At 36.8% G+C, this 19,804-nt stretch carries 18 protein-coding genes and 1 tRNA gene; 12 read left to right on the top strand and 7 right to left on the bottom strand.

Annotated elements, in window-relative coordinates:
* Window positions 1-19 precede the first annotated feature (19 nt).
* The 3 genes from MB09_RS08630 to MB09_RS08620 form a co-directional block, all read right to left on the bottom strand.
* Window positions 20-2,698: a DEAD/DEAH box helicase gene (locus tag MB09_RS08630; RefSeq protein WP_045080489.1), complete on the bottom strand. Its 2,679-nt coding sequence runs from the start codon at window positions 2,696-2,698 to the stop codon at window positions 20-22.
* Window positions 2,699-2,712: 14 nt separating this feature from the next.
* Entirely contained in the window at window positions 2,713-3,777 is a 1,065-nt protein-coding gene (locus MB09_RS08625; RefSeq protein ID WP_045080488.1) for a Fic family protein, read from the bottom strand.
* Window positions 3,778-3,900: 123 nt separating this feature from the next.
* Window positions 3,901-5,502, bottom strand: coding sequence for a site-specific DNA-methyltransferase (locus MB09_RS08620; RefSeq protein ID WP_045080487.1), 1,602 nt, complete (start codon window positions 5,500-5,502; stop codon window positions 3,901-3,903).
* A gap of 87 nt (window positions 5,503-5,589) precedes the next feature.
* On the opposite strand from MB09_RS08620, the gene MB09_RS16380 reads away from it, so the two are divergent.
* Both MB09_RS16380 and MB09_RS08610 read left to right on the top strand, forming a co-directional pair.
* Window positions 5,590-6,183, top strand: a complete 594-nt coding sequence (locus MB09_RS16380; RefSeq protein ID WP_240484819.1) for a hypothetical protein — start codon at window positions 5,590-5,592, stop codon at window positions 6,181-6,183.
* Window positions 6,184-6,576: 393 nt separating this feature from the next.
* Window positions 6,577-7,011: a JAB domain-containing protein gene (locus MB09_RS08610; protein ID WP_045080486.1), complete on the top strand. Its 435-nt coding sequence runs from the start codon at window positions 6,577-6,579 to the stop codon at window positions 7,009-7,011.
* 131 nt (window positions 7,012-7,142) lie between these two features.
* Here MB09_RS08610 and MB09_RS08605 read toward each other — a convergent pair whose 3' ends face one another.
* Entirely contained in the window at window positions 7,143-7,364 is a 222-nt protein-coding gene (locus MB09_RS08605) for a helix-turn-helix domain-containing protein (RefSeq protein ID WP_052671326.1), read from the bottom strand.
* A 99-nt stretch (window positions 7,365-7,463) separates the two neighbouring features.
* On the opposite strand from MB09_RS08605, the gene MB09_RS08600 reads away from it, so the two are divergent.
* From MB09_RS08600 to MB09_RS08565, 8 genes are all read left to right on the top strand, one after another.
* On the top strand, window positions 7,464-7,865 hold the full coding sequence (locus MB09_RS08600) for a hypothetical protein (RefSeq protein WP_045080485.1): 402 nt from the start codon (window positions 7,464-7,466) through the stop codon (window positions 7,863-7,865).
* Window positions 7,862-8,200 carry a hypothetical protein gene (locus MB09_RS08595; protein WP_045080484.1) on the top strand — a complete coding sequence of 113 codons (339 nt, stop codon included), beginning with the start codon at window positions 7,862-7,864 and terminating at the stop codon, window positions 8,198-8,200. The genes MB09_RS08600 and MB09_RS08595 overlap by 4 nt, the downstream gene beginning before the upstream one ends.
* On the top strand, window positions 8,200-8,835 hold the full coding sequence (locus MB09_RS08590) for a hypothetical protein (protein ID WP_045080483.1): 636 nt from the start codon (window positions 8,200-8,202) through the stop codon (window positions 8,833-8,835). Before MB09_RS08595 ends, MB09_RS08590 begins: the two co-directional genes overlap by 1 nt.
* Window positions 8,832-9,137: a hypothetical protein gene (locus MB09_RS08585; RefSeq protein ID WP_045080482.1), complete on the top strand. Its 306-nt coding sequence runs from the start codon at window positions 8,832-8,834 to the stop codon at window positions 9,135-9,137. Before MB09_RS08590 ends, MB09_RS08585 begins: the two co-directional genes overlap by 4 nt.
* A 4-nt stretch (window positions 9,138-9,141) precedes the next feature.
* Window positions 9,142-9,501 carry a DUF3127 domain-containing protein gene (locus MB09_RS08580; protein ID WP_045080481.1) on the top strand — a complete coding sequence of 120 codons (360 nt, stop codon included), beginning with the start codon at window positions 9,142-9,144 and terminating at the stop codon, window positions 9,499-9,501.
* A gap of 916 nt (window positions 9,502-10,417) precedes the next feature.
* Window positions 10,418-11,410: a DNA topoisomerase IB gene (locus tag MB09_RS08575; protein ID WP_045080480.1), complete on the top strand. Its 993-nt coding sequence runs from the start codon at window positions 10,418-10,420 to the stop codon at window positions 11,408-11,410.
* A gap of 65 nt (window positions 11,411-11,475) precedes the next feature.
* Window positions 11,476-11,547: transfer RNA gene (locus MB09_RS08570), tRNA-Arg, on the top strand.
* Window positions 11,548-11,837: 290 nt separating this feature from the next.
* Window positions 11,838-12,713, top strand: a complete 876-nt coding sequence (locus tag MB09_RS08565) for an SdiA-regulated domain-containing protein (RefSeq protein ID WP_045080479.1) — start codon at window positions 11,838-11,840, stop codon at window positions 12,711-12,713.
* Window positions 12,714-12,715: 2 nt separating this feature from the next.
* Here the strand turns inward: MB09_RS08565 and MB09_RS08560 are convergent, their stop codons facing one another.
* Window positions 12,716-13,663 carry an NAD-dependent epimerase/dehydratase family protein gene (locus MB09_RS08560; RefSeq protein ID WP_045080478.1) on the bottom strand — a complete coding sequence of 316 codons (948 nt, stop codon included), beginning with the start codon at window positions 13,661-13,663 and terminating at the stop codon, window positions 12,716-12,718.
* Between the two features lie 121 nt (window positions 13,664-13,784).
* Here MB09_RS08560 and MB09_RS08555 point away from each other — a divergent pair, with 121 nt between their 5' ends.
* Both MB09_RS08555 and MB09_RS08550 read left to right on the top strand, forming a co-directional pair.
* On the top strand, window positions 13,785-14,375 hold the full coding sequence (locus MB09_RS08555; protein WP_131459860.1) for a hypothetical protein: 591 nt from the start codon (window positions 13,785-13,787) through the stop codon (window positions 14,373-14,375).
* A gap of 76 nt (window positions 14,376-14,451) precedes the next feature.
* Window positions 14,452-16,518 carry a M13 family metallopeptidase gene (locus MB09_RS08550; RefSeq protein WP_045080476.1) on the top strand — a complete coding sequence of 689 codons (2,067 nt, stop codon included), beginning with the start codon at window positions 14,452-14,454 and terminating at the stop codon, window positions 16,516-16,518.
* A gap of 54 nt (window positions 16,519-16,572) precedes the next feature.
* Here MB09_RS08550 and MB09_RS08545 read toward each other — a convergent pair whose 3' ends face one another.
* Window positions 16,573-17,382 carry an NAD(P)H-binding protein gene (locus MB09_RS08545; RefSeq protein WP_045080475.1) on the bottom strand — a complete coding sequence of 270 codons (810 nt, stop codon included), beginning with the start codon at window positions 17,380-17,382 and terminating at the stop codon, window positions 16,573-16,575.
* The gene (locus MB09_RS08540; protein WP_045080474.1) at window positions 17,379-19,739 is read right to left on the bottom strand and encodes a M28 family peptidase; all 2,361 of its coding nucleotides are present in this window, start codon (window positions 19,737-19,739) and stop codon (window positions 17,379-17,381) included. Before MB09_RS08540 ends, MB09_RS08545 begins: the two co-directional genes overlap by 4 nt.
* Window positions 19,740-19,804: the final 65 nt, after the last annotated feature.

Here is a 19,804-nt window from a genome sequence, read left to right as displayed (position 1 = left end):
AGGATTATTGATTTATGAATTATAATCCCCTAAGAACTTCAATCACACTTCTAGCTGTATATGTATTCTCAACCTGTTTAGATTCAAACACCATAAAGTATTTAAAATTATCTCCTGCTTTTTCAGCCCAAGTTTTACCTAAAATATTCTTGTTCTTACTATCATCATTATCAAAAACATCTCCTTTGGTTTCTAACAGGATAATATTCCCTTTCTTAGTGTGTAGAATAAAATCAGGATAATGATTGGAGCTAAAACCATTTAAAGCAAAACCTTTTCCTCTTTCAAGGTTTCTATGCCAAAACACTATGTTATCAAGTGAAGCCACTTCCATAATCATATTTTGCTCATAATTATTCATACTGCCTTCCCTGTCATATAAGGATTTGGCAATGGTAGTGCTAGGGTTTAAAAATGATAAAGAATCTGGAAATGAATAGTTCTCTTTTACAATTATCTTGTTGCTATCTATTAGTATTTTAAAGCGTTCTTTAGCGTATTCATTGGTCAAGTCATTTATTTTGTCCCTAATCTTTTTTACATAGATAAAATCATTATCTACAATATCCCTAATTTGCTCACTGGATAAGTCGTCAAAAACTCTGCTCACATATTTTTGGAGTTCTTGTTGGGAAATTGGTGTCATATCTCCAAGCTTGGAAACAATGATGCTACTGATTTGATTTACTTGAGATTCTTTAGGTTTGGAAAGAATAGTATCAACTAGAATATCTTTAGCTCTTTTGCTCACTTTTTGGGCAGTGGCAGTCTTCTTTTGCTCATTAAAATCTACTGCATATATTTCCTTGGAAATCTCATCAAAAGTTATTTGTGTGCTGTAATTTGAAAGTTTAAAACCATCCAACAAACTCACCTTATTTAAGTAGAGGTCTTCAGAATTTAATTCTTCAAACAAACTAACCTCTTCCAGTTGGCTTTCCTCAACTTTTTTAAAGAACTGAGGTAATTGGATAGCATTTGCTACTTCTTTAAATTGAGCATCTATTCTATAGATTTTTGGTGAAGTTTTCATAATATCTGTAAAAATGGAAGTAGTATCATCAATTTCAAGTTCATCAACCTTTTGCTCAAAAGTTTGCCCCTCAACTTTTGCTTTTTCTGTTATGTGTGAAACTATAGTATTTTGCTGTTTAATAGTTTCTAAGGTTACTTCTTCGTTTGGATTAAACTCAACTTTATTAATATCAAAATCTTCATCAGATTGCACATAATCATCTGGTTTAGGTTCTGAAAACAAATCTTGATTTAAAATTTCATTTGGTGTTAGTTCTTCTTCTGGAGCTTCTTCTGCATAATAATCATCTTTACTGAAACCAGATTCTTGTAATCCTTTTACTATGCTATCTAAAGTCTCATTGAATTTTGAGGAAGCTGTCAAAACAAAAGACATATTCAAAAGTGCTTCCTTATGTTTAACAACATAGGGCTGTCTTAATACCCTACCCAAAATCTGCTCTACCTCAACAGCAGAAGATTTATCAGCTAAGGAGGCTAATATATAGGCATTAGGACAATCCCAACCTTCTTTTAAGGCATTTACTGTAATAATGTATTTAACTGGGCAGCCTTTGGCCATTAGGTCTATACCTTTTAACTCATCAATCCCACTTGTTTTAATCTTGATTTGTTCCTCTGGAATTTGAAGCTTAACTAATTGCTCTTTTATCTTTTGAAATGTAGTATTGTCCTTTCCTTTAATGTTTGATTGGGCTTGAAATAATATGATTGGTCCAATGTATTTTCCAGTCAGCTTTTCTTCCTCAATAGCCAGCAACTCCAATTGTCTTTGAAGGTGCAAAGCACTAGTGATTACTTCTTCTTTTTTATGGTGATTATAAACTACCACAGGAAGTTTAACCATATTTTCCTTTTTAAGTGCAAGTGCATTTACAAAAGAAATAATGTTGCTGTTTTCTTTGGGAGTAGCAGTTAAATCAAGTACCAAAGATGGATTTAGATTTCTAAGCATTTCAACGCTTAAATCACTTTCTGCGTTATGGCTTTCATCTACAATTACAATAGGATTCAAGCTTCTTATTACATTGATTAAGGCTGTTTCATCTGTATCTGGCAGTACTAGGTCTTTTGAAACAATCGTGTTTCTAAAACTCTCTAGAGCTCCATTTTCTTGGAATACTTTTCTGTCCTCTTTTTTCCTCGAATTAATACGTAAACTGCTGAAATTAAATACAAAAATATTGAGTTGTTCTGTTACTGAAGTAGGGTTAAAATTAGCACCTTGTAACAACTGGTCTTTTTCATAAACCTCAACTCTGTTTCCAAATAAACTATTTAATTTTTCCCTGTAGGGATGGCTAGGGTTAGATAGGTTATTAACTGTTTGTTGCAACAAATTAGACCAAGGCACTAGCCAAACTACTGCTTTTGTATTTCCTTGATTGAACTGTTTATTTATAGTATGTAGAGCATTACAAGCTATAAAGGTCTTACCGCCAGCAGTAGGTACTTTTATTGCAATATGAACTGCATTGGGTATATTATCTTTGTAGGGTTTCATTCCTGTAAAAGAACCATCTAACTGGGGGGTATATGGAATTCCTAATTTATCTTCCCAATACTGATTAAATGCTTTTGAGGGTGTAGGCTCTTTTTGTATATATAATAAGAAATGTTCTAAATCTTTTATAACTCTATGTTGATATGGTTTTAATTCCATAAATATTAATACTGTTATCTTTTGGTTAGAATATTGAAAAGCTTTTGATTTATGTAATAATTTCTTTTGCCAATTTTAACCTTGGTTAATAAACCGTGTCTTGCAAGTGTATTTAAATAACTACTAGCGGTATTTCTGTGTACTCCCAACTCTCTTTCTAAAAAATCAATTTTTGTATATGGATGTTTAAAAATGATGTTGATTAAGTCGTGGCTGTAAAAACTAAAATTTGTTCTAATCTCATTTTTATAATCATCCATTAAAATTTTAATTTTATTTACCACTTTAATAGTTTCCAAAGCTGTTTTCTCGACTCCAACAAGCATCCATATAATCCATTCTTCCCAAGAACTCTTTGTTCTTACCTCTTGTAACAATCTATAATAATCATTCTTATTCCTTATTATATAGCTACTTAAATATAACACGGGAATATCCAACAAGTTTTGTTGTACCAAATAAAGCATATTCAATATTCTTCCTGTTCTTCCATTGCCGTCATAAAATGGATGGATGCTTTCAAATTGAAAATGGATGATGGGCATTTTTATTAAACAATCAATATTATGGAATTCAGGGGTGTTTATATAGATTTCTAAATTATTCAAAAGATTGTTTATCTCCTTGATGTTTTGAGGAGGAGTAAATACTACTTCCTCAGTTCTAGGATTTTTTAAAACCGTTCCAGGAATTTTTCTTACAGGATGATGAGGTGCAATCCTTTGTTGAATTTTTATAATGTCATTAGTAGTTAATATTCCTTTTGTTTTAATAATATTATATCCAAACTTTAATGCATCAGCATAATTAGTAGCTTCCTTAGCAGCAACAGAAGTTATATTTTCATCAACAGCAGCTTGATATAATTCATCATCTGTAGTAACAATGTTTTCTATCTCGTTACTATCTTTAGCTTCTTGGAGGGATAAAGTATCAATTAAAATTTGAGAATTAGGAATCTTCTTAACCTCTCCCTTTAGTTCACCCAAAGCTCTACTGGCCTTAGCAAGTGCTTTTAAAATTGGCACCGTCTCACAATTTGTATTAGGAGGAAGTTCGTGTATTTTTATCTCACTCATCTTATTAGTTTCTTATGCACAAATAATACTTTAAAGTTGTATATGTTTGCCTTTATATGCACAACAAAGTACTCTTTTTTGTGCACGTACAGCTTCTTATGCACAAATATTTGTTTATTGAGTTTAAAACCTACTTATATCTCTAGGTATCTTTTTGAATACAATATTATATTTATCCATAATACTTTGGTCAAGCAAACAATTATCTGCATAAATAATGTACTGGCTAGCCTTAGTTTTTATAGACCTTAAAAATGTTTCATCCAATGTGGTTAAACTGTCTTTTTGGTATTGAAAATAATATGCTGTATCATTTTTAGAACCTAACAAGTATTCCTCTTTCGGTTTTTTAAATGAAGCTCTGGTTTCACTATACCATACATATTCTAGAATCTTATCTAGTTCAACTTCTTCATTTAAAAAACCATTGTCTAAAAATAAAGGTTTGCCTAATTCATAATATGTAAAATCTCCACCAGTACCTTCAATAGTTTTTGAACCTTCACCATAACCTTTAATAACTCTTTTTACTCTTTCAGCGGTAATGGTATTGGCATAATCCTCCATTTCTATTAAAATGAATTTTCTATTGCCACCATCTTCTTTGTTTAGATTTAAAACTGCGTGGGCTGTTGTGCCTGAACCTGCAAAGGAATCAAGGATAATATCATTTTTATTAGCTGAAATACTTATAATTCTTTCTATTAACGTTGAGGGTTTGGGAGTGTCAAACGTAGATTTTAATTGAAACCCCTTGATCTCATCTTTAGCACTATGATTGTGCCCAACTTCTTTACTAATCCATAAAGTATTAGGGGGTCTTTTAGGATCTTTTTCTTTCCACTGCTTCACATAAACTTGCCACTTTCCATTTTTTTTAATCCATTCTACATTCCCCAATTCTACATTTTTATTATAGGTTTCCATAGACCAGCGCCAACAGCTCTCTACACCATTTGGTTTCAATGGAAAAATATCATTTCCATCTGGGTCTTTTAGTGAATAATACAGGTTTGGTCTATCTGTCCTCAAGGAATTTGAACCTTCCTTTTTTAAGGATCGACTTCTGTAATATTTTTTCTTTTCTTCATCATAGTTTTTAAATTGTTTATCAGATTGCTCTATTTTGAGTTTTCTCACCTTAAAAAGCGGAGATTTTTGATAAGAAATTATAAAATCGTGACTTGCACTAAAACCTTTTGAATCCATCCTGGGACTATATACTTTTTCCCAAATAACATTTGCTAAAAAATTAGAACCACCAAAAATTTCATCACAGATAATTCTTAAAAATCCTTGTTCATTGTCATCAATTGAAATAAAGATTGCTCCATCATCAGCGAGTAACTTATGCAGTAGTTTTAGCCTTGGGTACATCATACAGAGCCACTTATCGTGTCTACTTAAATCCTCACTTTCCTTGCCTACAACTTGTCCCAACCATTTTTTAAGTTTAGGGTCATTTACGTTATCATTATATACCCAACCTTCATTACCTGTATTGTATGGTGGGTCTATGTAGATACATTTTATTCTACCTTCATATTCAGGCAACAAGCTCTTTAAAGCTTCAAGGTTATCTCCGTGAATAATTTTGTTTTGTGAAGTAGCATCTTCACTTTCCTTGCCATTGGCAAAAGTGTATTGAGGTTCTAAAATTTTATAGGGTACATCTTGGTGATGGTTAATTACTTTTTCCTTTCCTATCCAATTTAATGTTGGCATATGCTATACTTCGGTTTTATTTAGAAAAATTTTTAAACATTAAAAATACCATTATTTAAGTGCAGGAATCAATTAACCCAAAAAAAATTGAGAAATAAAATTTTTGGTCTTTCCTGTGAATGCTTGACCTACCCTGCTCAAAACCCCCACTTAGTTCTGGAAGGGAAACTCCCCCCTACCACTTTTCAAACAAAAGTTTTTTCTGGCAGTCAATATTATTTCAAGTTGATAGCTGAGATAATTTGTTGCGTGTATAAAACAAAACAGGGAGCATTTATTCACACTCAAAAATCAAAAACAATGGTAAGAATTATTAATTACAAAGAAAGAGAAAAGGAAGATGGAACATCATTCTTCGTATTGGAACTGCAAGGTGGCATTGAAATGGTATTAAGCAAAGTTACTGGCAAATTCTATGCAACTGCAAAAAGGGCATTTATACCTTCAACATTTGATGAACAGACCTGCAATGGGCTAATTGGCACAGAAATGCCGGGAAGCATCATTAAAGAGGAATGTGAGCCTTTTGAATATGTTGTCAAGGAAACTGGCGAGGAAATTACACTTTCCCACAGATGGGTTTATACAATAGATGATGCTGGAAAGCCAAAGCAGGAACAAAAAGTTACCGCTTCATCTAATGTGTTCTCGCAAAATGGCATATTAGAGCCAGCAGAATAAAAAAACAACAGCCTAGTCTATATAGATAGATTGGGCTGTGTTTTAAAATTTTATAAAGACCCTTTCTTTTTTACTCATAATTGAACTGACCTTCAAATAAATAAATATGGTTACAAGTAGCCTAGCTTATAGTTATTTGTAGCTGATTAGGCATCTTGGGATATATTAATTTGCCTGAAGGTAAAAGTAAAATAGGAGTAAGTACGAATAAATAGGTTTTGATAAGTCTAAAGAAAGAAAAAGAACCAAAAAGAAAGAAACTTCAAAGCTCTTTCCATCCTCCTTATTTAAATGAGTTTGTGAAGAATTTCGCTGAAGTGTTTCAGAAAGAAACTTCTTTTTCAAAGTTATTAAAAAAATTTGAGAATATCAACAATTTTTAAATAAAAAACGATGAAAATTTCAGAAATAAGTGTCTCATATTCAACCAGTAAACAAAAGAAACTAAAAGTTAGCAACAGTAATGATTCCGCTAAAATTTTGCTGAATTCTTGGTGTAAAGATACGCTTGAATTGCAAGAAGAATTTAAAATTTTATTATTAAATCGAGCCAATATGGTTTTGGGAGTATATTCTATGTCCAAAGGAGGTATATCCGGAACAATTGTCGATGTAAAATTAGTATTCGCAGTTGCTTTAAAATGCAATGCTAGTAACATAATTGTTGCCCACAATCATCCAAGTGGAAATCTTAATCCAAGTAACTCTGATAAAAATATTACCTACAAGATTAAAAAAGCTGGTCAATTCCTTGAAATTGAACTTTTGGACCATTTAATAATTACAAGAGGTGATTATTTCAGTTTTGCTGATAATGGGTTAATGTAATCATCAACTCTATACATACTAAAATTGAAAAGAAGTACGAATTATTTATTTGTGAGGGCAAGAGAATACAGCTTTTTAAGGCTAAAAATGTACGGTTGAAAATCTTATAGATTAGTATTAATAGCGAAATTTTAAAAAGTATCTTTTAATAATTCATTCATTGAAACATTAAAGTACTTGCAAATTTTCACAAGTGTTGTAAAGCTTATATCCCTTACACCTCTTTCTATACGGCCAAAATTAATGCCGGTATCTTCATAGCAAACAGCTTGTGTTAAATTTCTTTCATTCCTCAATGTCTTTATTCTGTTTGCCAACTCTAATAGAATTGCCTTGCTGTCATTATCTTTCATAATGACTGAAATGTCTTTTAAATGTTAAATCGAGCCAAAGACATATCGGTCTGTAAATTCATTTATATTTGTTTTAATAAACCTATCTAAAAATGTGTTATGGATGAATTTGACATTAAAGTATTAGAAGTAAACGGCTATAGTTACATTGATCGTGGTATTGTAGATGCTGAAGGTAATTATGTTTCAACATTAGAATTGAATGGTAAGATCCTCAAATCAGAATCTTCAAAAGAGCTATGGAACCGAGGACAAGCTTTAGAGAAAAAGTATTCAACTTCAACCATACCAAATGAAAATGTCAATAAAGATGGTAACACTCATTTAACTAATGTTTTAACTGACGATAAAGGCAATTTTTCAAGATATAAAGATGAGCAAAGTTTAGAAAAACCTATAAATCATATTGCTAACAATACCTCTTTTGACTTTTACACTTATTCTTTAGTGCTAGTAGGTAGCATAATCATATACTTAATCATTAAAAAAATAACAAAATGAATATTCAATTATTTATTACAGCAATATTAATGGTATCTCCATTACTAATTGTTTTATCTCCAATACTATTATTAGCCGGAATAAATCTGATTTATTTAATTTTTAACCGAAAAGATGAAGTAAATCAGGGATTATCAATCATTTCAATATCATCGTTATATCTATTCGCTTTTGTACCTCTTGGAATTTTCGTTGGCGGTTATCTTTCGATGAGAAAGAAAAATTTTAATCAAGAAAAACAATTTAAGTTTTCATCTGCTATTAGAAGCAATGGCAGTCTAATTATGATTATTTCTATTGCTTCAACATTATTTTCAATTTTAAATCTACGATAATGAAAAAAGAAAATATACTTAAAACTTTAATTGTTATGACTGGTGTAGGTTTGACCTATATAAAGTACAATATAACTGAGTTTATAAATCTACGCAGTGAGTATTTTATCCTGATACTTTTGACATTAATTTTAGTGTTTCTTACTTCCACTGTAATTTTAAATAAGAAAATTTACAAATTGAGTTTTTTCAATTCAAATCTAAAGCTTAACGCATTTTTACTACAAAACACAGATACTGAAAAACCAAATAAAAGAAACTTTTCCAATGGAAAATATATGAAAGCTCAAATAATTATGAATGCCGAAATTGTAATGATGGCTGTATGGGTATTTGCGGCTTTAACCATTTCTTACGTTTTTGGCTATTACTTTAAAAAACCTGATGCATATATGCTAAGTATGGCTTTAAACAAAAATGCAGAATGGAGAAAGGATTTATTTATAGAATCTTTACGTGCAGAAACTGGTTTCTTTACATTAACTACTGAAAACAGTTACTTAAACGGGGATTTTGAGTTTAATTGGATGGCTTTTATAGCAACTTTTTTCATAATAATATTTATCTATTTTATAATTAAGAAAACTACTCTCTACATTCTCTTAAGTGAAAAAATAAAGCCCTTTTTAAAGTGAAGCTTATAGATATAATAAATGAGTTAAAATCATTAGCCGAAGATGGTGCCTATACAAGGGGAAAGATTGATTGGTGGCTAATCAAGGAAGAAGAACGTTACAAATATTTATGCAAATGCATCAATATTCTTAAAGCCGAATTCCCAACTGTTGTTGTAGAAGAACACAAATCAATCAAAAAAAATATAGAATTCATTTCGCTGTATGATAAACTCTGCGAAGTTTCTGAAAAACACAGAGGCACAGTTAATTCTCACAAATTGATTAACCTCGATAAAATTATTAATGAAATAAATTATTAGCATAATGGAAATAACAGGTAAAATAAAAGTGTTGAATGACACCCAAAATATAGGTGATAATGGCTTTAGAAAGCGTGAAGTAGTAATCACTACTGAAGAACAATTCCCCCAACATATTTTAATAGAATTCACCCAAGACAAATGTGAGTTGCTGGATAGGTATGCAGTAGGTCAGGATGTGAAAATTAGCGTCAATTTTAGAGGCAGGGAATGGATAAATCCTGAAGGTGTGCCAAAATACTTTAATTCCATTCAAGGATGGAGAATAGAGCTGTTAAATGGTCAAGAACCAATAGTAGATAGCCCTACAGAAATAGAACCAGTAAGTTTTTTGGATGAACCAGATAATGACTTGCCTTTTTAAATAGATTATGGATTTAAAATTAGTTGATTTAAAAGTATTCCCAAACATATAAAGTTGGTTGAAAATTCAAGTTTGGTTACTCTTAGGTCAAACAATTCTATTGATATTAATTTAAAATTACATTGCCAACTTCATTAATTTTGAAGGTTTGTAAAATTTCAGGTTAAACATAGGTTAAACATAGGTTAAACATTTTGGCTAAAAAGAGTCAAAATATGAAAACAAGAGAAAGTGCATAATTCTATAAATGCCTATATTTGCAACGTTGTGCAAAAAATTGCTTCTATCTGAAAAGATGCCTTTACTGACTGTTAATCAGAGGGTCCTTGGTTCGAGCCCAAGAGGAGGAGCAAAACAAGCCAGTCTTTAATTAGGCTGGTTTTTTTGTTTTAGGTTAAGTGTATTGGGCGATAAGTTTGTCCCAAGTAAGCAACCCTAGGAGCGCATCGAAAAAAACCCAAGAGGAGCAAAAAGCCCAGCTGTTATGTTGGGCTTTTTTCGTTTTTTATATGGAATATTGTATATACATATTGCTTTCAGAAAAACTCTTCCGGTTATATATCGGCCACAATTCTTCACCCCCTATTGGCATTCGAGATGCATATCAAAAAAAACATAGTAAATTATGGTTTTCCCTTGACTTTGGCAGCCGTAGTTGCGTATATTAGCGCCACTGCACTGGTGTTGGCAATTCCTTTTCTTAATCCAACCCAACCTTTCTATGCCGACCGTATGCCGACTCTATGCCGACTCTATGCCGATTGTATGCCGACCCTAAGGCGACTATAAGTTATGGATACTCCATAGATACTCCCACGCTATTAGATTCATATCTCAGGAAATCCTTTCTTAATAGATTCCTAAAGAGTTAAATACTGAAATGGATTTATCTTAATTTTAATACCAAAAAATTGTCATGTACAAAAGAAAAAAACTCGGTAGAGGCTTTACCTATAAAGATGAAAAGGGCAAAACCATCAGAGATAAAGAAACTCGCAATTGGATAAAGTCCCTCGTCATCCCGCCGGCTTGGACCAATGTAGAAATAAGTGAAGACCAAAATGCCGACCTTTTGGTAACAGGCCGAGATGACAAGGACCGCAAACAATATATTTATCACCCTAAATACACCGAGAGACAAAATGCCAAAAAGTTCGATCGGATTATAGATTTTGCCAACCAATTGGAGCATATGCGGCGTGTTACCGGCCAGCATTTGCGCAAACGAAAGCTAAATCGTGAAAAAGTCCTGGCCACTATGGTCCGTCTCTTAGAATCGGCCTTTTTTCGGCCGGGCAGTGAGGCCTATTCCAAAGAAAACGCAACCTACGGCTTAACCACCATGCGCAGTAAGCATCTCACTATAAACGGCGATGAGCTCATATTTTCCTACAATGGAAAATCTGGACAAGAACAGGAAAAGCACGTGGTTGATAAAAAACTTGCCAAGATTGTCCAAGAAATAGATGATATGCCGGGCTATGAGATTTTCAAATATCTGGATGAGGACAACAATATTATAGATGTGAAGAGCGATGATCTAAATTGCTACATTCACGAAGTGATGGGCGAAGAATTTTCCGCAAAGGATTTTAGAACCTGGGCAGGAACGATGATAGCCGCCATAGCACTGGACGAACTTGGCGTAGTTGAGGAGAAAGACCAAAAGCTATTGGACAAAAATATAAAGGAAGCCGTGAACCGGGTTTCCGAAACCTTAGGCAACACCCCCGCCGTGGCCCGGAGCAGCTATATTGACCCTAGAGTAATTGAAGATTATACCGAAGGCCGCACCTTAAAATATTTTGAAAAGGAAATAAATCAATTGCTCAAAAAAGCGGAAAACTTGTCTAAGGAAGAAATTGGAGTTTTGTGCATGCTTCGTAATCGTTTAAGAAAGAAAGGATAACGTTCTTCTTTAAATTCCTGTCAGCAATCCTCATAAAATAGTTAATTTTGCGGTTCCATAATACCGGCCTCATAGTTCAATGGATAGAATAGAAGTTTCCTAAACTTTAGATCCAAGTTCGATTCTTGGTGAGGCTACAAAACAAGATGAGAAGTTTACCCTGAGCAGAGCCGAAGGGATTCTTGGCAAGGTTCCTTTCTTATTGCTTACGGAGGCCACCTAGACTAATTTCGGTAGTTCAAGACCTAAAAAGCATACAGTCCTGGTTTTTTATAATAAATTTAAGGAGAGACTAGCTTTATTTCACTTAATTTATGGTTTACAGAAAAAACCGATTATGTAATGCCATCGCCCGAGCGCATGTGAACCGATTGAAGATAAATAATATGGGCATTACATCTTCCGCTTTATTAAATATTTTATACAGATGAAAGAAAACAGAATTGCATTTTTTATAATTGTGGGAGTACTTGCCTTTGTTGGAATTCTTTGGTATGCATTTGAAAATCCGGCCCTCAATCCGCGGCTGGAAGAAGAAACCTATACCATTGTACGCAAATGGGATATGCCAATTGAATTAAATGAAATAAGCGGGATACGATGGATTTCTGACGATAAAATTGCTGCCGTGCAGGACGAGGAAGGAATTCTTTTTATCTACAACTTACAGACTAACCTCGTTGAGAAAAAAATATCTTTTGGAAAATCGGGCGATTATGAGGCGATAACAACAACAGACAGCACGGCCTATGTTATGGAAAGCAGTGGCCTTCTCTTTGAAGTTGAAAATTTCCTTAGTAACAATTTTAAAACTAACGAATATCAACTCCCCTTCTCTGGAAGAAATAATATGGAATCGGTAGTGGCCGATACATCCAACAATCGCTTACTTTTCGCGGTAAAGGACATTGACCCCAGCAGTAAAAACTATAAGGGAATTTATGCCTTTGATCTCCAAACCAAAAAATCCAATTCATTGCCCATCTTGAAAATTCCGTTGGACGACCCTATATTTAAGTCGAAAGATGCAGATGACGATGTGGACCTCTTTTCAAATTTTTTCCCATCAGATATAGCCATTCATCCAAAAACAGGACATTTATATATTTTGGAGGGAAAAAACCCGCAAGTATTAATAATGGACAACAACGGGAAACTTCTAAAATTGCATAAACTATATGAGGAATCATTTCCCCAGCCCGAGGGAATTACTTTCGCCTCAGATGGCACCCTATATATTTCCAATGAAGGCAAAAATGGAACAGCCAATATTCTGGAAGTGATATTTGATGAGGATAAATAATCCTAATACCTATCCTTTAAATTGGTGAGCATTATTTTGGTCATTTCATCCAAGGAAATCTCGCTTTTCCAACCCCAATCCTTGCGCGCCGCACTGTCATCAATACTTTGTGGCCAACTGTCGGCGATGGCTTGCCTAAAATCGGGTTCGTAACTTATTTTAAAGTCGGGAATGTGTTTTTGGATGCTTTCCGTAATTTCCTCAGGATTGAAACTCATCGCAGAAAGATTATAGGAGCTTCTTATTTTTATCTTTTCCCTGTCGGCTTCCATAATATTTACGGTAGCTCTAATGGCATCGTCCATAAACATCATCGGCAGGGTAGTTTCGGCATTCAGAAAACAGATATACTTTTTATGCTTTAAGGCCTTGTGGTAAATATCCACGGCATAATCGGTCGTGCCGCCTCCCGGCAGGGTTTTATAACTGATTAATCCTGGATAGCGAATACTGCGAACATCTACGCCATAACGGTTAAAATAATATTCGCACCAGCGCTCACCGGTCTGCTTGCTGATGCCGTACACAGTGCTGGGTTCCATAATGGTGTACTGCGGCGTATCGTTTTTCGGCGTGGACGGCCCAAACACCGCAATGCTAGACGGCCAAAATATTTTATCTATTTTTTTATCCTTTGCCAGATTTAAAACGTGAAAAAGTGAATTCATATTTAGGTTCCATCCTTTCATGGGAAATTTTTCAGCAGTGGCCGAAAGCATTGCCGCCATCAAATACACATCGGTTATTTCGTGGCGAATAACCACTTCTTCCACCGCATTGTAATCCATGGCATCCAAAATTTCAAACGGGCCACTCTCCATCAACTCCGCGTCACCCTCCCGAATATCGCTGGCTATTACCTTATGGCTGCCAAACTTTTCGCGTAGGTAAATGGTTAACTCCGTTCCTATTTGGCCACAGGCGCCAATTATCAAAATTCGCTTTTTCATATGTTTGCTATTTCAAAAAAAAATGAAGTGTAAAGATACATATAATCAGCGCTTTCAAGCTTTAAAAAAATTATGTCCCATTTGGTTAATAACCAGTATCTTTGTGCCACTTTTTATTTTTATGAAGTTTATTATTCCCCTTTTAATGCTCGTCGGTTTTGTTTTTTCCTGCGGAAATGCCTCCGAAGAAAACCAAACTCAAACCCCCACCAATGATGCCTCCATAATTTTTGGCGAGAAAGACCGAACATTTCAGCCACTTTCAGAACCTGCAAGTAAGCAGGCTGTCCGATGGGGTGTTTTGGAAGATTTTCTTGCAGAAGCCAAAAATGCCAACGGCAGCAATTATCAGGACTTGCGCAACCGTTCCGAACTTTTGCGGGAATATGCCGATTCGCTGTTCAGCAACATTCCAGATACCTTAAACACCAAGCCTATCCATAGCCGATTGATGGTACTGAAAACCCGTACCGCACTACTTTTTCAGGCCTCGCACCAAGCGACGATAGATTCTTTGAAGGTGCAGCAATCCTTGGAAGAAATGAATGGGGCGGTAAATAATCTGATTGTCCAGTTAAACGAAAAATTCCAGAAAGACAAAATAGATTTCTCAAGAAAGGAAGATGAGGATAAGGAACTGAAGCAACAGCAACGCTATAAGGATTCCATCATAAACTTAGAGCTTCAGGATAAAAAGAATAAGAATATGTAACAAACTCACTAAAAGCGCAACTTATGCTTTCAGTATAATTTTAAAATCAACAAATACCTTAATTAAAAACCATAAAATGAAGACTAATTTTTTAAAACCCGTTGTGGCCTTTACCGTTATTGCAGTTGCCGCAACCGCCTGTAAGGACAAAACCGAAGTGGCCGTGGCAGGCACCGAGCCCCACGGAATTATCCTTGCAAACATGGACACTACCGTAAGTCCGAAAGACGATTTTTACAACTATGTGAACGGCAACTGGATGAAGAACAATGAGATTCCAGACGATGAAACCAGTTGGGCCGGCTTCACCATTTTGCGCAAAAAAACCAGCAAGGACATGCTGAACATTTTGGCAAAGGCCAAGGAAAGCGGAAAATACGCTCCCGATACCGACCAAGCCAAAGCCTTGATGATTTATGAATCAAAATTGGATTCAACCGCACGGGATAAAGCTGGAATTGAACCACTAAAACCAGCACTTGAAAAGATTGCGGCCATGGATAGCATGGAAGACTTCCAGCAGTTAATGACGGAAGATGCCGTTGCGGTGTCACAACCTTTCCTGGGTCTTGCTGCCTTTTCTAATCCTAACAATAGTGCAATCAATTCCGCATACATTACCCCTGGCGGCTTGGGATTGCCAGATCGTGATTTTTACACCAGTACAGACCCCGCTTCGGTAAAAATCCGCGAGCAGTATGTGGACCATATAACCAGAATGCTACAGTTTTTAGGCGATAGCGAAGAATCTGCCCGTAAGCAGGCTGAAACTATTTTAGCATTTGAAACTAAGCTTGCCACCCCAAGATTGGATAAAGTGGCCAGCCGCGATTTCAGAAACTTCAACAACCCACGAAGCATTGCAGAATTGCAACAAATGCTTCCACAAATTCAATGGGAAAAGGCATTTGAGCAAATGGGCATCGACAAAAAACTGGACACAGTTATCGTGATGCAGCCAAAGTATATGGAAACCCTGAAGCAGATGTTCTCAAAACCAGATTTTGATACTTGGCGAACCGTGATGCGTTGGTCCACTTTAAACAGTTCTGCAGGCATGTTGACAACTGAAATTGACAAAGCCAATTTCGATTTTTACGAAACAACCTTGAAAGGAACCAAAAAACAAAAGCCCGCCGACGAACGTGCGCTAGCCACGGTTAATGGTAGCGTAGGCGAAGCTTTGGGTAAATTATATGTAGATGAAATGTTCCCGCCAGAGGCAAAAGCAAAGGCAGAATCCATGATTGAAAATGTGATTGCAGCCTACAAGGACCGTATCAACGCCTTGGAATGGATGAGCGACAGCACAAAGGTTAAGGCTATTGAAAAGCTGGATAAATTCACCGTAAAAGTGGGTTATCCAGACAAGTGGAAAGATTACTCTTCTATGGAGGTGAAACCAGGCAACACCTATTATGACAATATGGTAGCCGTGCAAACTTGGAACCTGAAGGACAATCTTGAAAAAATAGACGAACCAGTGGATCGCACTGAATGGGGCATGAGCCCACAAACCGTGAACGCTTATTTCAACCCTTTTAACAATGAAATTGTTTTCCCGGCGGCCATCCTTCAACCTCCCTTTTACGATTACAAAGCAGACGAAGCCGTAAATTACGGTGGAATTGGCGCAGTTATCGGTCACGAGATTTCGCACGCCTTTGATGACAGCGGTTCGCGCTTTGACGCCAACGGAAACTTGGTAAACTGGTGGACGGAGACCGATCTTAAAAACTTTACCGAACGCGGCGATAAGCTCGCAGAACAGTACAGCAATGTAGAGGTTTTGGACAGCGTTTACATCAACGGTAAATTCACTTTGGGTGAAAACATCGGCGACCTTGGCGGGGTATTGGGTGCCTACGACGGTCTGCAACGTTTTTACAAGGAAAATGGCCGTCCAGATAATATTGACGGCTTTACCCCAGAACAGCGCTTCTTTATGAGCTGGGCCACGGTATGGCGCACCAAGTCTCGAGATGAGGCATTACGCAACCAAGTGAAAACCGATCCGCACTCTCCGGGAATGGTTCGCGCTACGCAACCTTTGCTGAATGTGGATGCTTTCTATGAAGCTTTTGACATTAAGGAAGGCGACCCAATGTATCTTGCACCAGAAGACAGAGTTCGTATTTGGTAATTTTCAAAATATGTAATTGAAATAAAAGGAGCTGTAAAAAGCTCCTTTTTTTTATTAAATAGAAGTTCTAAACGAATAATCCAAAACAGATTTCAGATTGACAGAATCCACTTGCTTAAAAGTTTCGTTTGAAACCGCTTCCGCAAAAGTGGGAGCTTCCAGCCCAAGCTCCTTTGCCTTTTGGATGTAATATTCCGCTTTTTTTGGATGGTTCGGGTTTACTGCGTTAAATACTGTTCTGAAGGCATCATTTTTTAAAATTTCAACCAAAATATTAATACAATCGTCCCGATGGATGAGATTTACCGGCGCATTGCCGTCTGCCAAATCCTTGCGTCCCGCCAAATATTTTACGGGATTTCTGCTGCCCCCAATCAAACCGCCAAAACGTACTACGGTAGTCTGCAACCCTTCGGCATTCATAAATAATTCCTCAACTTGGCGCAATTGCTTGCCCGCGATGGTTTCGGGTTTGGGCTCGTCGCGCTCCGTCACCCTTCCCTGAGAATCATCATAGACCGAAGTGCTGCTCACCAAAACAATTTTTTTTACTGCAGACTCATTTATGGCCGAAAGTAAATGGACCATCTTCAAAACATAATCTGCGCCGGTATTTTTGCGTAGCCCGGGCGGAATCATAATGAGTAAATAGTCCACGTTTTTAAGCAGGGCCAGCACCTCACCCTCAATACCATTTTCAGAAATTTCCACGGGGTAGGCATCAAAACCATTTTGTTGCAAGAGGGCCGCCTTTGCAACCGTGGTAACCGAACCTTTTACGGTATAGCCAAGCGTCGCCAAGCGATAGGCCAAGGGTTGCCCGAGCCATCCCAGACCCGCAATGGCGATTGTTTTATTTGTCATTTAAAAGTATTTACAGCATTAATCGGCAACGTATCGCGAGCTTTCAATCGAAGCGAATCTACTGAAAAAGTACGCTTTACAGCCACGGCATCGGTGATTACAAAAGGTTTCGGCATAGTATAATCGGGCCGTTTTGGTATGTTGAATTGCGCATCCTCCATCAAATCAAAGGAATATTCCATGACTTTAAAGGTAACTGGAGCTTCCTTGGCTACGGAAAATTGCACTTTTAAGGAATCATTTTCGGAAACGTAATAGTTGATGAGCGCACTGTTCCTTGTGCCGCGGTAATCTTCGGAAATACGGGAAGCGGGCATTTCCTTTCCGTTGAAAATTAAGGATTGAAATTCTGTGTTTTCAGCATAAAGGTCAATCTTGTTCACCTTCCGTTTAGAAACGATGGTAAACATCACCTTCCGAAGGTTTTCAACCAGGGAGTCCGCTTCCAAAATCACCTCAAAATTGGGGATGGTTTTTTGCGGGGCCCTATTCGCCAAGCTAAACTTGGTGCCGTATTTATTGTAGGCTACATCGCCTAAAATTTTGGACGCATCTTCGGGATTTTCGCCCAAATATTGCCGTGTCCATTCGTCAATTTCCTTATCATAGGTGAGCCAATAGGTTTTATCGGCATCGGCGTCTTTGTAATAGACCAGGCTGTTTGGCTTTCTTCGCTCTTCGGAAAAATCACTTTTTGAATGCGCAATTCCGAAGAATAATATCGCGAGCAGCAAACATACAGTTGAAAGCAGCCCTTTCATTTTATAATATCCAAAAACCGGCCAAAGCAACCCAAAAAGCAGAACGGTGAAAACACAGCTTATCACCAACATTTTCAAGCCCAGCCCCACGGGGAAAAACTGAATAAGCGGAGCGAAAAGAAACAGTGCGGGCACCGCCAATAATGCCATCGCCAAAAGATTGGGCCGCTCCTGCCGCAGCATGACGAAAAACGAAAGCAACGCAAAAAACACGGGAATGATAAAAAAGGCGGCTCCTTTCAGAAAAATAAATACTGCAACATTAATCAATAACCAAAAAAGCAATGGCGCTAAGTAATATGGAGGTTCATTGAATTTATTGGTGAATTTTTTATAAATCGCAAACGTAATTGCCAAAGAGAGAAAAACGAAAAAAGCAATATACCAATGCCCATTATAGGTGAAACCTTGCTGGATTTCCAGATACTGCGGATAGAGTGCAAGAATCAGCTTCCATCCAAAAACCCCCACAATGCTACAGACTATCAGGGAAAGCAGAAATGGAACGAAGCCGAGGGCTATCATCTTTCCGTTCAGTTTTCGTTTGTGGAATCCGTAAAAAATTAGAAACAGGAATAACAACCCCGCCAAGATGAGCATTGGCAAAATCCACGAAAACGGATAGCTTACCATTTTTACCAAAGGAAGGTTTACGTACACATCATCCGTTTCGGCCTTCAAGTTTGACAAATCGGCATCGGCGAAGTAATGCAGCAACGGAAGCAGATAACTGCCTTGGTGGGCGAGACTGTTTCGGCTTAAATTGTAAAAGGTATCGTTGGCGGTGTGGTAGTTAAAATGACTGTCAATAAAGGCGAAGAAAAAACTGGGAATGTCACCATCTTCCCTAAAAATCGTGGAATCGGTATCGTTGGGCAGCATTTTGTAAACGCTGTACATCAACGAGGAAGCCACGGGAAAATCTGGGTTGGACGCTATAAATTCCTTTACCAGTTTGGCGTTTCCGCCATTAGTTTCCAAAATCATATTGCTGGGGCCGCTACTGCCGCGCGCTTCAAAGTTGAGCACCAAGCCCACATTTTTTGCCCACGGGTGTTCGTTCACAAAGAGTTTTGCACCGTCCAGGCCAATTTCCTCGGCATCGCTAAAGAGTATAATGATATCATTTTTGGGCAGTTGCCTGGACGCCAAATACGCCCGCACACTTTCCAAGATGGTAACCACCCCGCTTCCCGCATCGCTGGCGCCAAAGGAGGGTACAAGCGCACTGTCGTAATGCGAAAGCAGTAAAAGCGCCTTTCCGTCTTCCGAACCTTTTAAACGGGCGACAATATTTATAGGTTTGTCCAGCGTTTTTGATTCGGGATTTAAACTGAAGCCTTTTTGGATGTGAGGCTCGAGCCCCAATTTCCGCAATTCTGAAATTAAAATCCGGCGTACTTCTTCGTGTCCTTCGGAACCTAAATAATGTGGTTTTTTTGAAATTTCACTTAAAGGCCGTAACGCTCGGTCCACAGAAAAATCAGACGCAGGGGCAGTTTCATCACCTTCATAATGCGGGGTCAATCCATAAAAACTATAATATATCGCGGCAATTATTAGCAGGAGAGATAGAACAGCGCCAAGTTTTTTCATGGTTGGGAAGTTTCGGGAGTTAAAAATACAACTTAAATTGTTTTAAGTTAATGGTTTTTAATTAT

Origin of the sequence: Aequorivita vladivostokensis (assembly GCF_000952855.1) — a bacterium.
GTDB lineage: Bacteria > Bacteroidota > Bacteroidia > Flavobacteriales > Flavobacteriaceae > Aequorivita > Aequorivita vladivostokensis.
The sequence above is the reverse complement of the archived record's forward strand: the minus strand, read 5'-3'. Positions and strand labels throughout refer to the sequence as shown.

Bases quoted from the DNA above. Each gene is read 5' to 3' on its own strand.
- MB09_RS08630 (WP_045080489.1), bottom strand. From the start codon at position 2,698: ATGGAATTAAAACCATATCAACATAGAGTTATAAAAGATTTAGAACAT.
- MB09_RS08625 (WP_045080488.1), bottom strand. From the start codon at position 3,777: ATGAGTGAGATAAAAATACACGAACTTCCTCCTAATACAAATTGTGAG.
- MB09_RS08620 (WP_045080487.1), bottom strand. From the start codon at position 5,502: ATGCCAACATTAAATTGGATAGGAAAGGAAAAAGTAATTAACCATCAC.
- MB09_RS08610 (WP_045080486.1), top strand. From the start codon at position 6,577: ATGAAAATTTCAGAAATAAGTGTCTCATATTCAACCAGTAAACAAAAG.
- MB09_RS08605 (WP_052671326.1), bottom strand. From the start codon at position 7,364: ATGAAAGATAATGACAGCAAGGCAATTCTATTAGAGTTGGCAAACAGA.
- MB09_RS08600 (WP_045080485.1), top strand. From the start codon at position 7,464: ATGGATGAATTTGACATTAAAGTATTAGAAGTAAACGGCTATAGTTAC.
- MB09_RS08595 (WP_045080484.1), top strand. From the start codon at position 7,862: ATGAATATTCAATTATTTATTACAGCAATATTAATGGTATCTCCATTA.
- MB09_RS08590 (WP_045080483.1), top strand. From the start codon at position 8,200: ATGAAAAAAGAAAATATACTTAAAACTTTAATTGTTATGACTGGTGTA.
- MB09_RS08580 (WP_045080481.1), top strand. From the start codon at position 9,142: ATGGAAATAACAGGTAAAATAAAAGTGTTGAATGACACCCAAAATATA.
- MB09_RS08575 (WP_045080480.1), top strand. From the start codon at position 10,418: ATGTACAAAAGAAAAAAACTCGGTAGAGGCTTTACCTATAAAGATGAA.
- MB09_RS08565 (WP_045080479.1), top strand. From the start codon at position 11,838: ATGAAAGAAAACAGAATTGCATTTTTTATAATTGTGGGAGTACTTGCC.
- MB09_RS08560 (WP_045080478.1), bottom strand. From the start codon at position 13,663: ATGAAAAAGCGAATTTTGATAATTGGCGCCTGTGGCCAAATAGGAACG.
- MB09_RS08555 (WP_131459860.1), top strand. From the start codon at position 13,785: ATGAAGTTTATTATTCCCCTTTTAATGCTCGTCGGTTTTGTTTTTTCC.
- MB09_RS08550 (WP_045080476.1), top strand. From the start codon at position 14,452: ATGAAGACTAATTTTTTAAAACCCGTTGTGGCCTTTACCGTTATTGCA.
- MB09_RS08545 (WP_045080475.1), bottom strand. From the start codon at position 17,382: ATGACAAATAAAACAATCGCCATTGCGGGTCTGGGATGGCTCGGGCAA.
- MB09_RS08540 (WP_045080474.1), bottom strand. From the start codon at position 19,739: ATGAAAAAACTTGGCGCTGTTCTATCTCTCCTGCTAATAATTGCCGCG.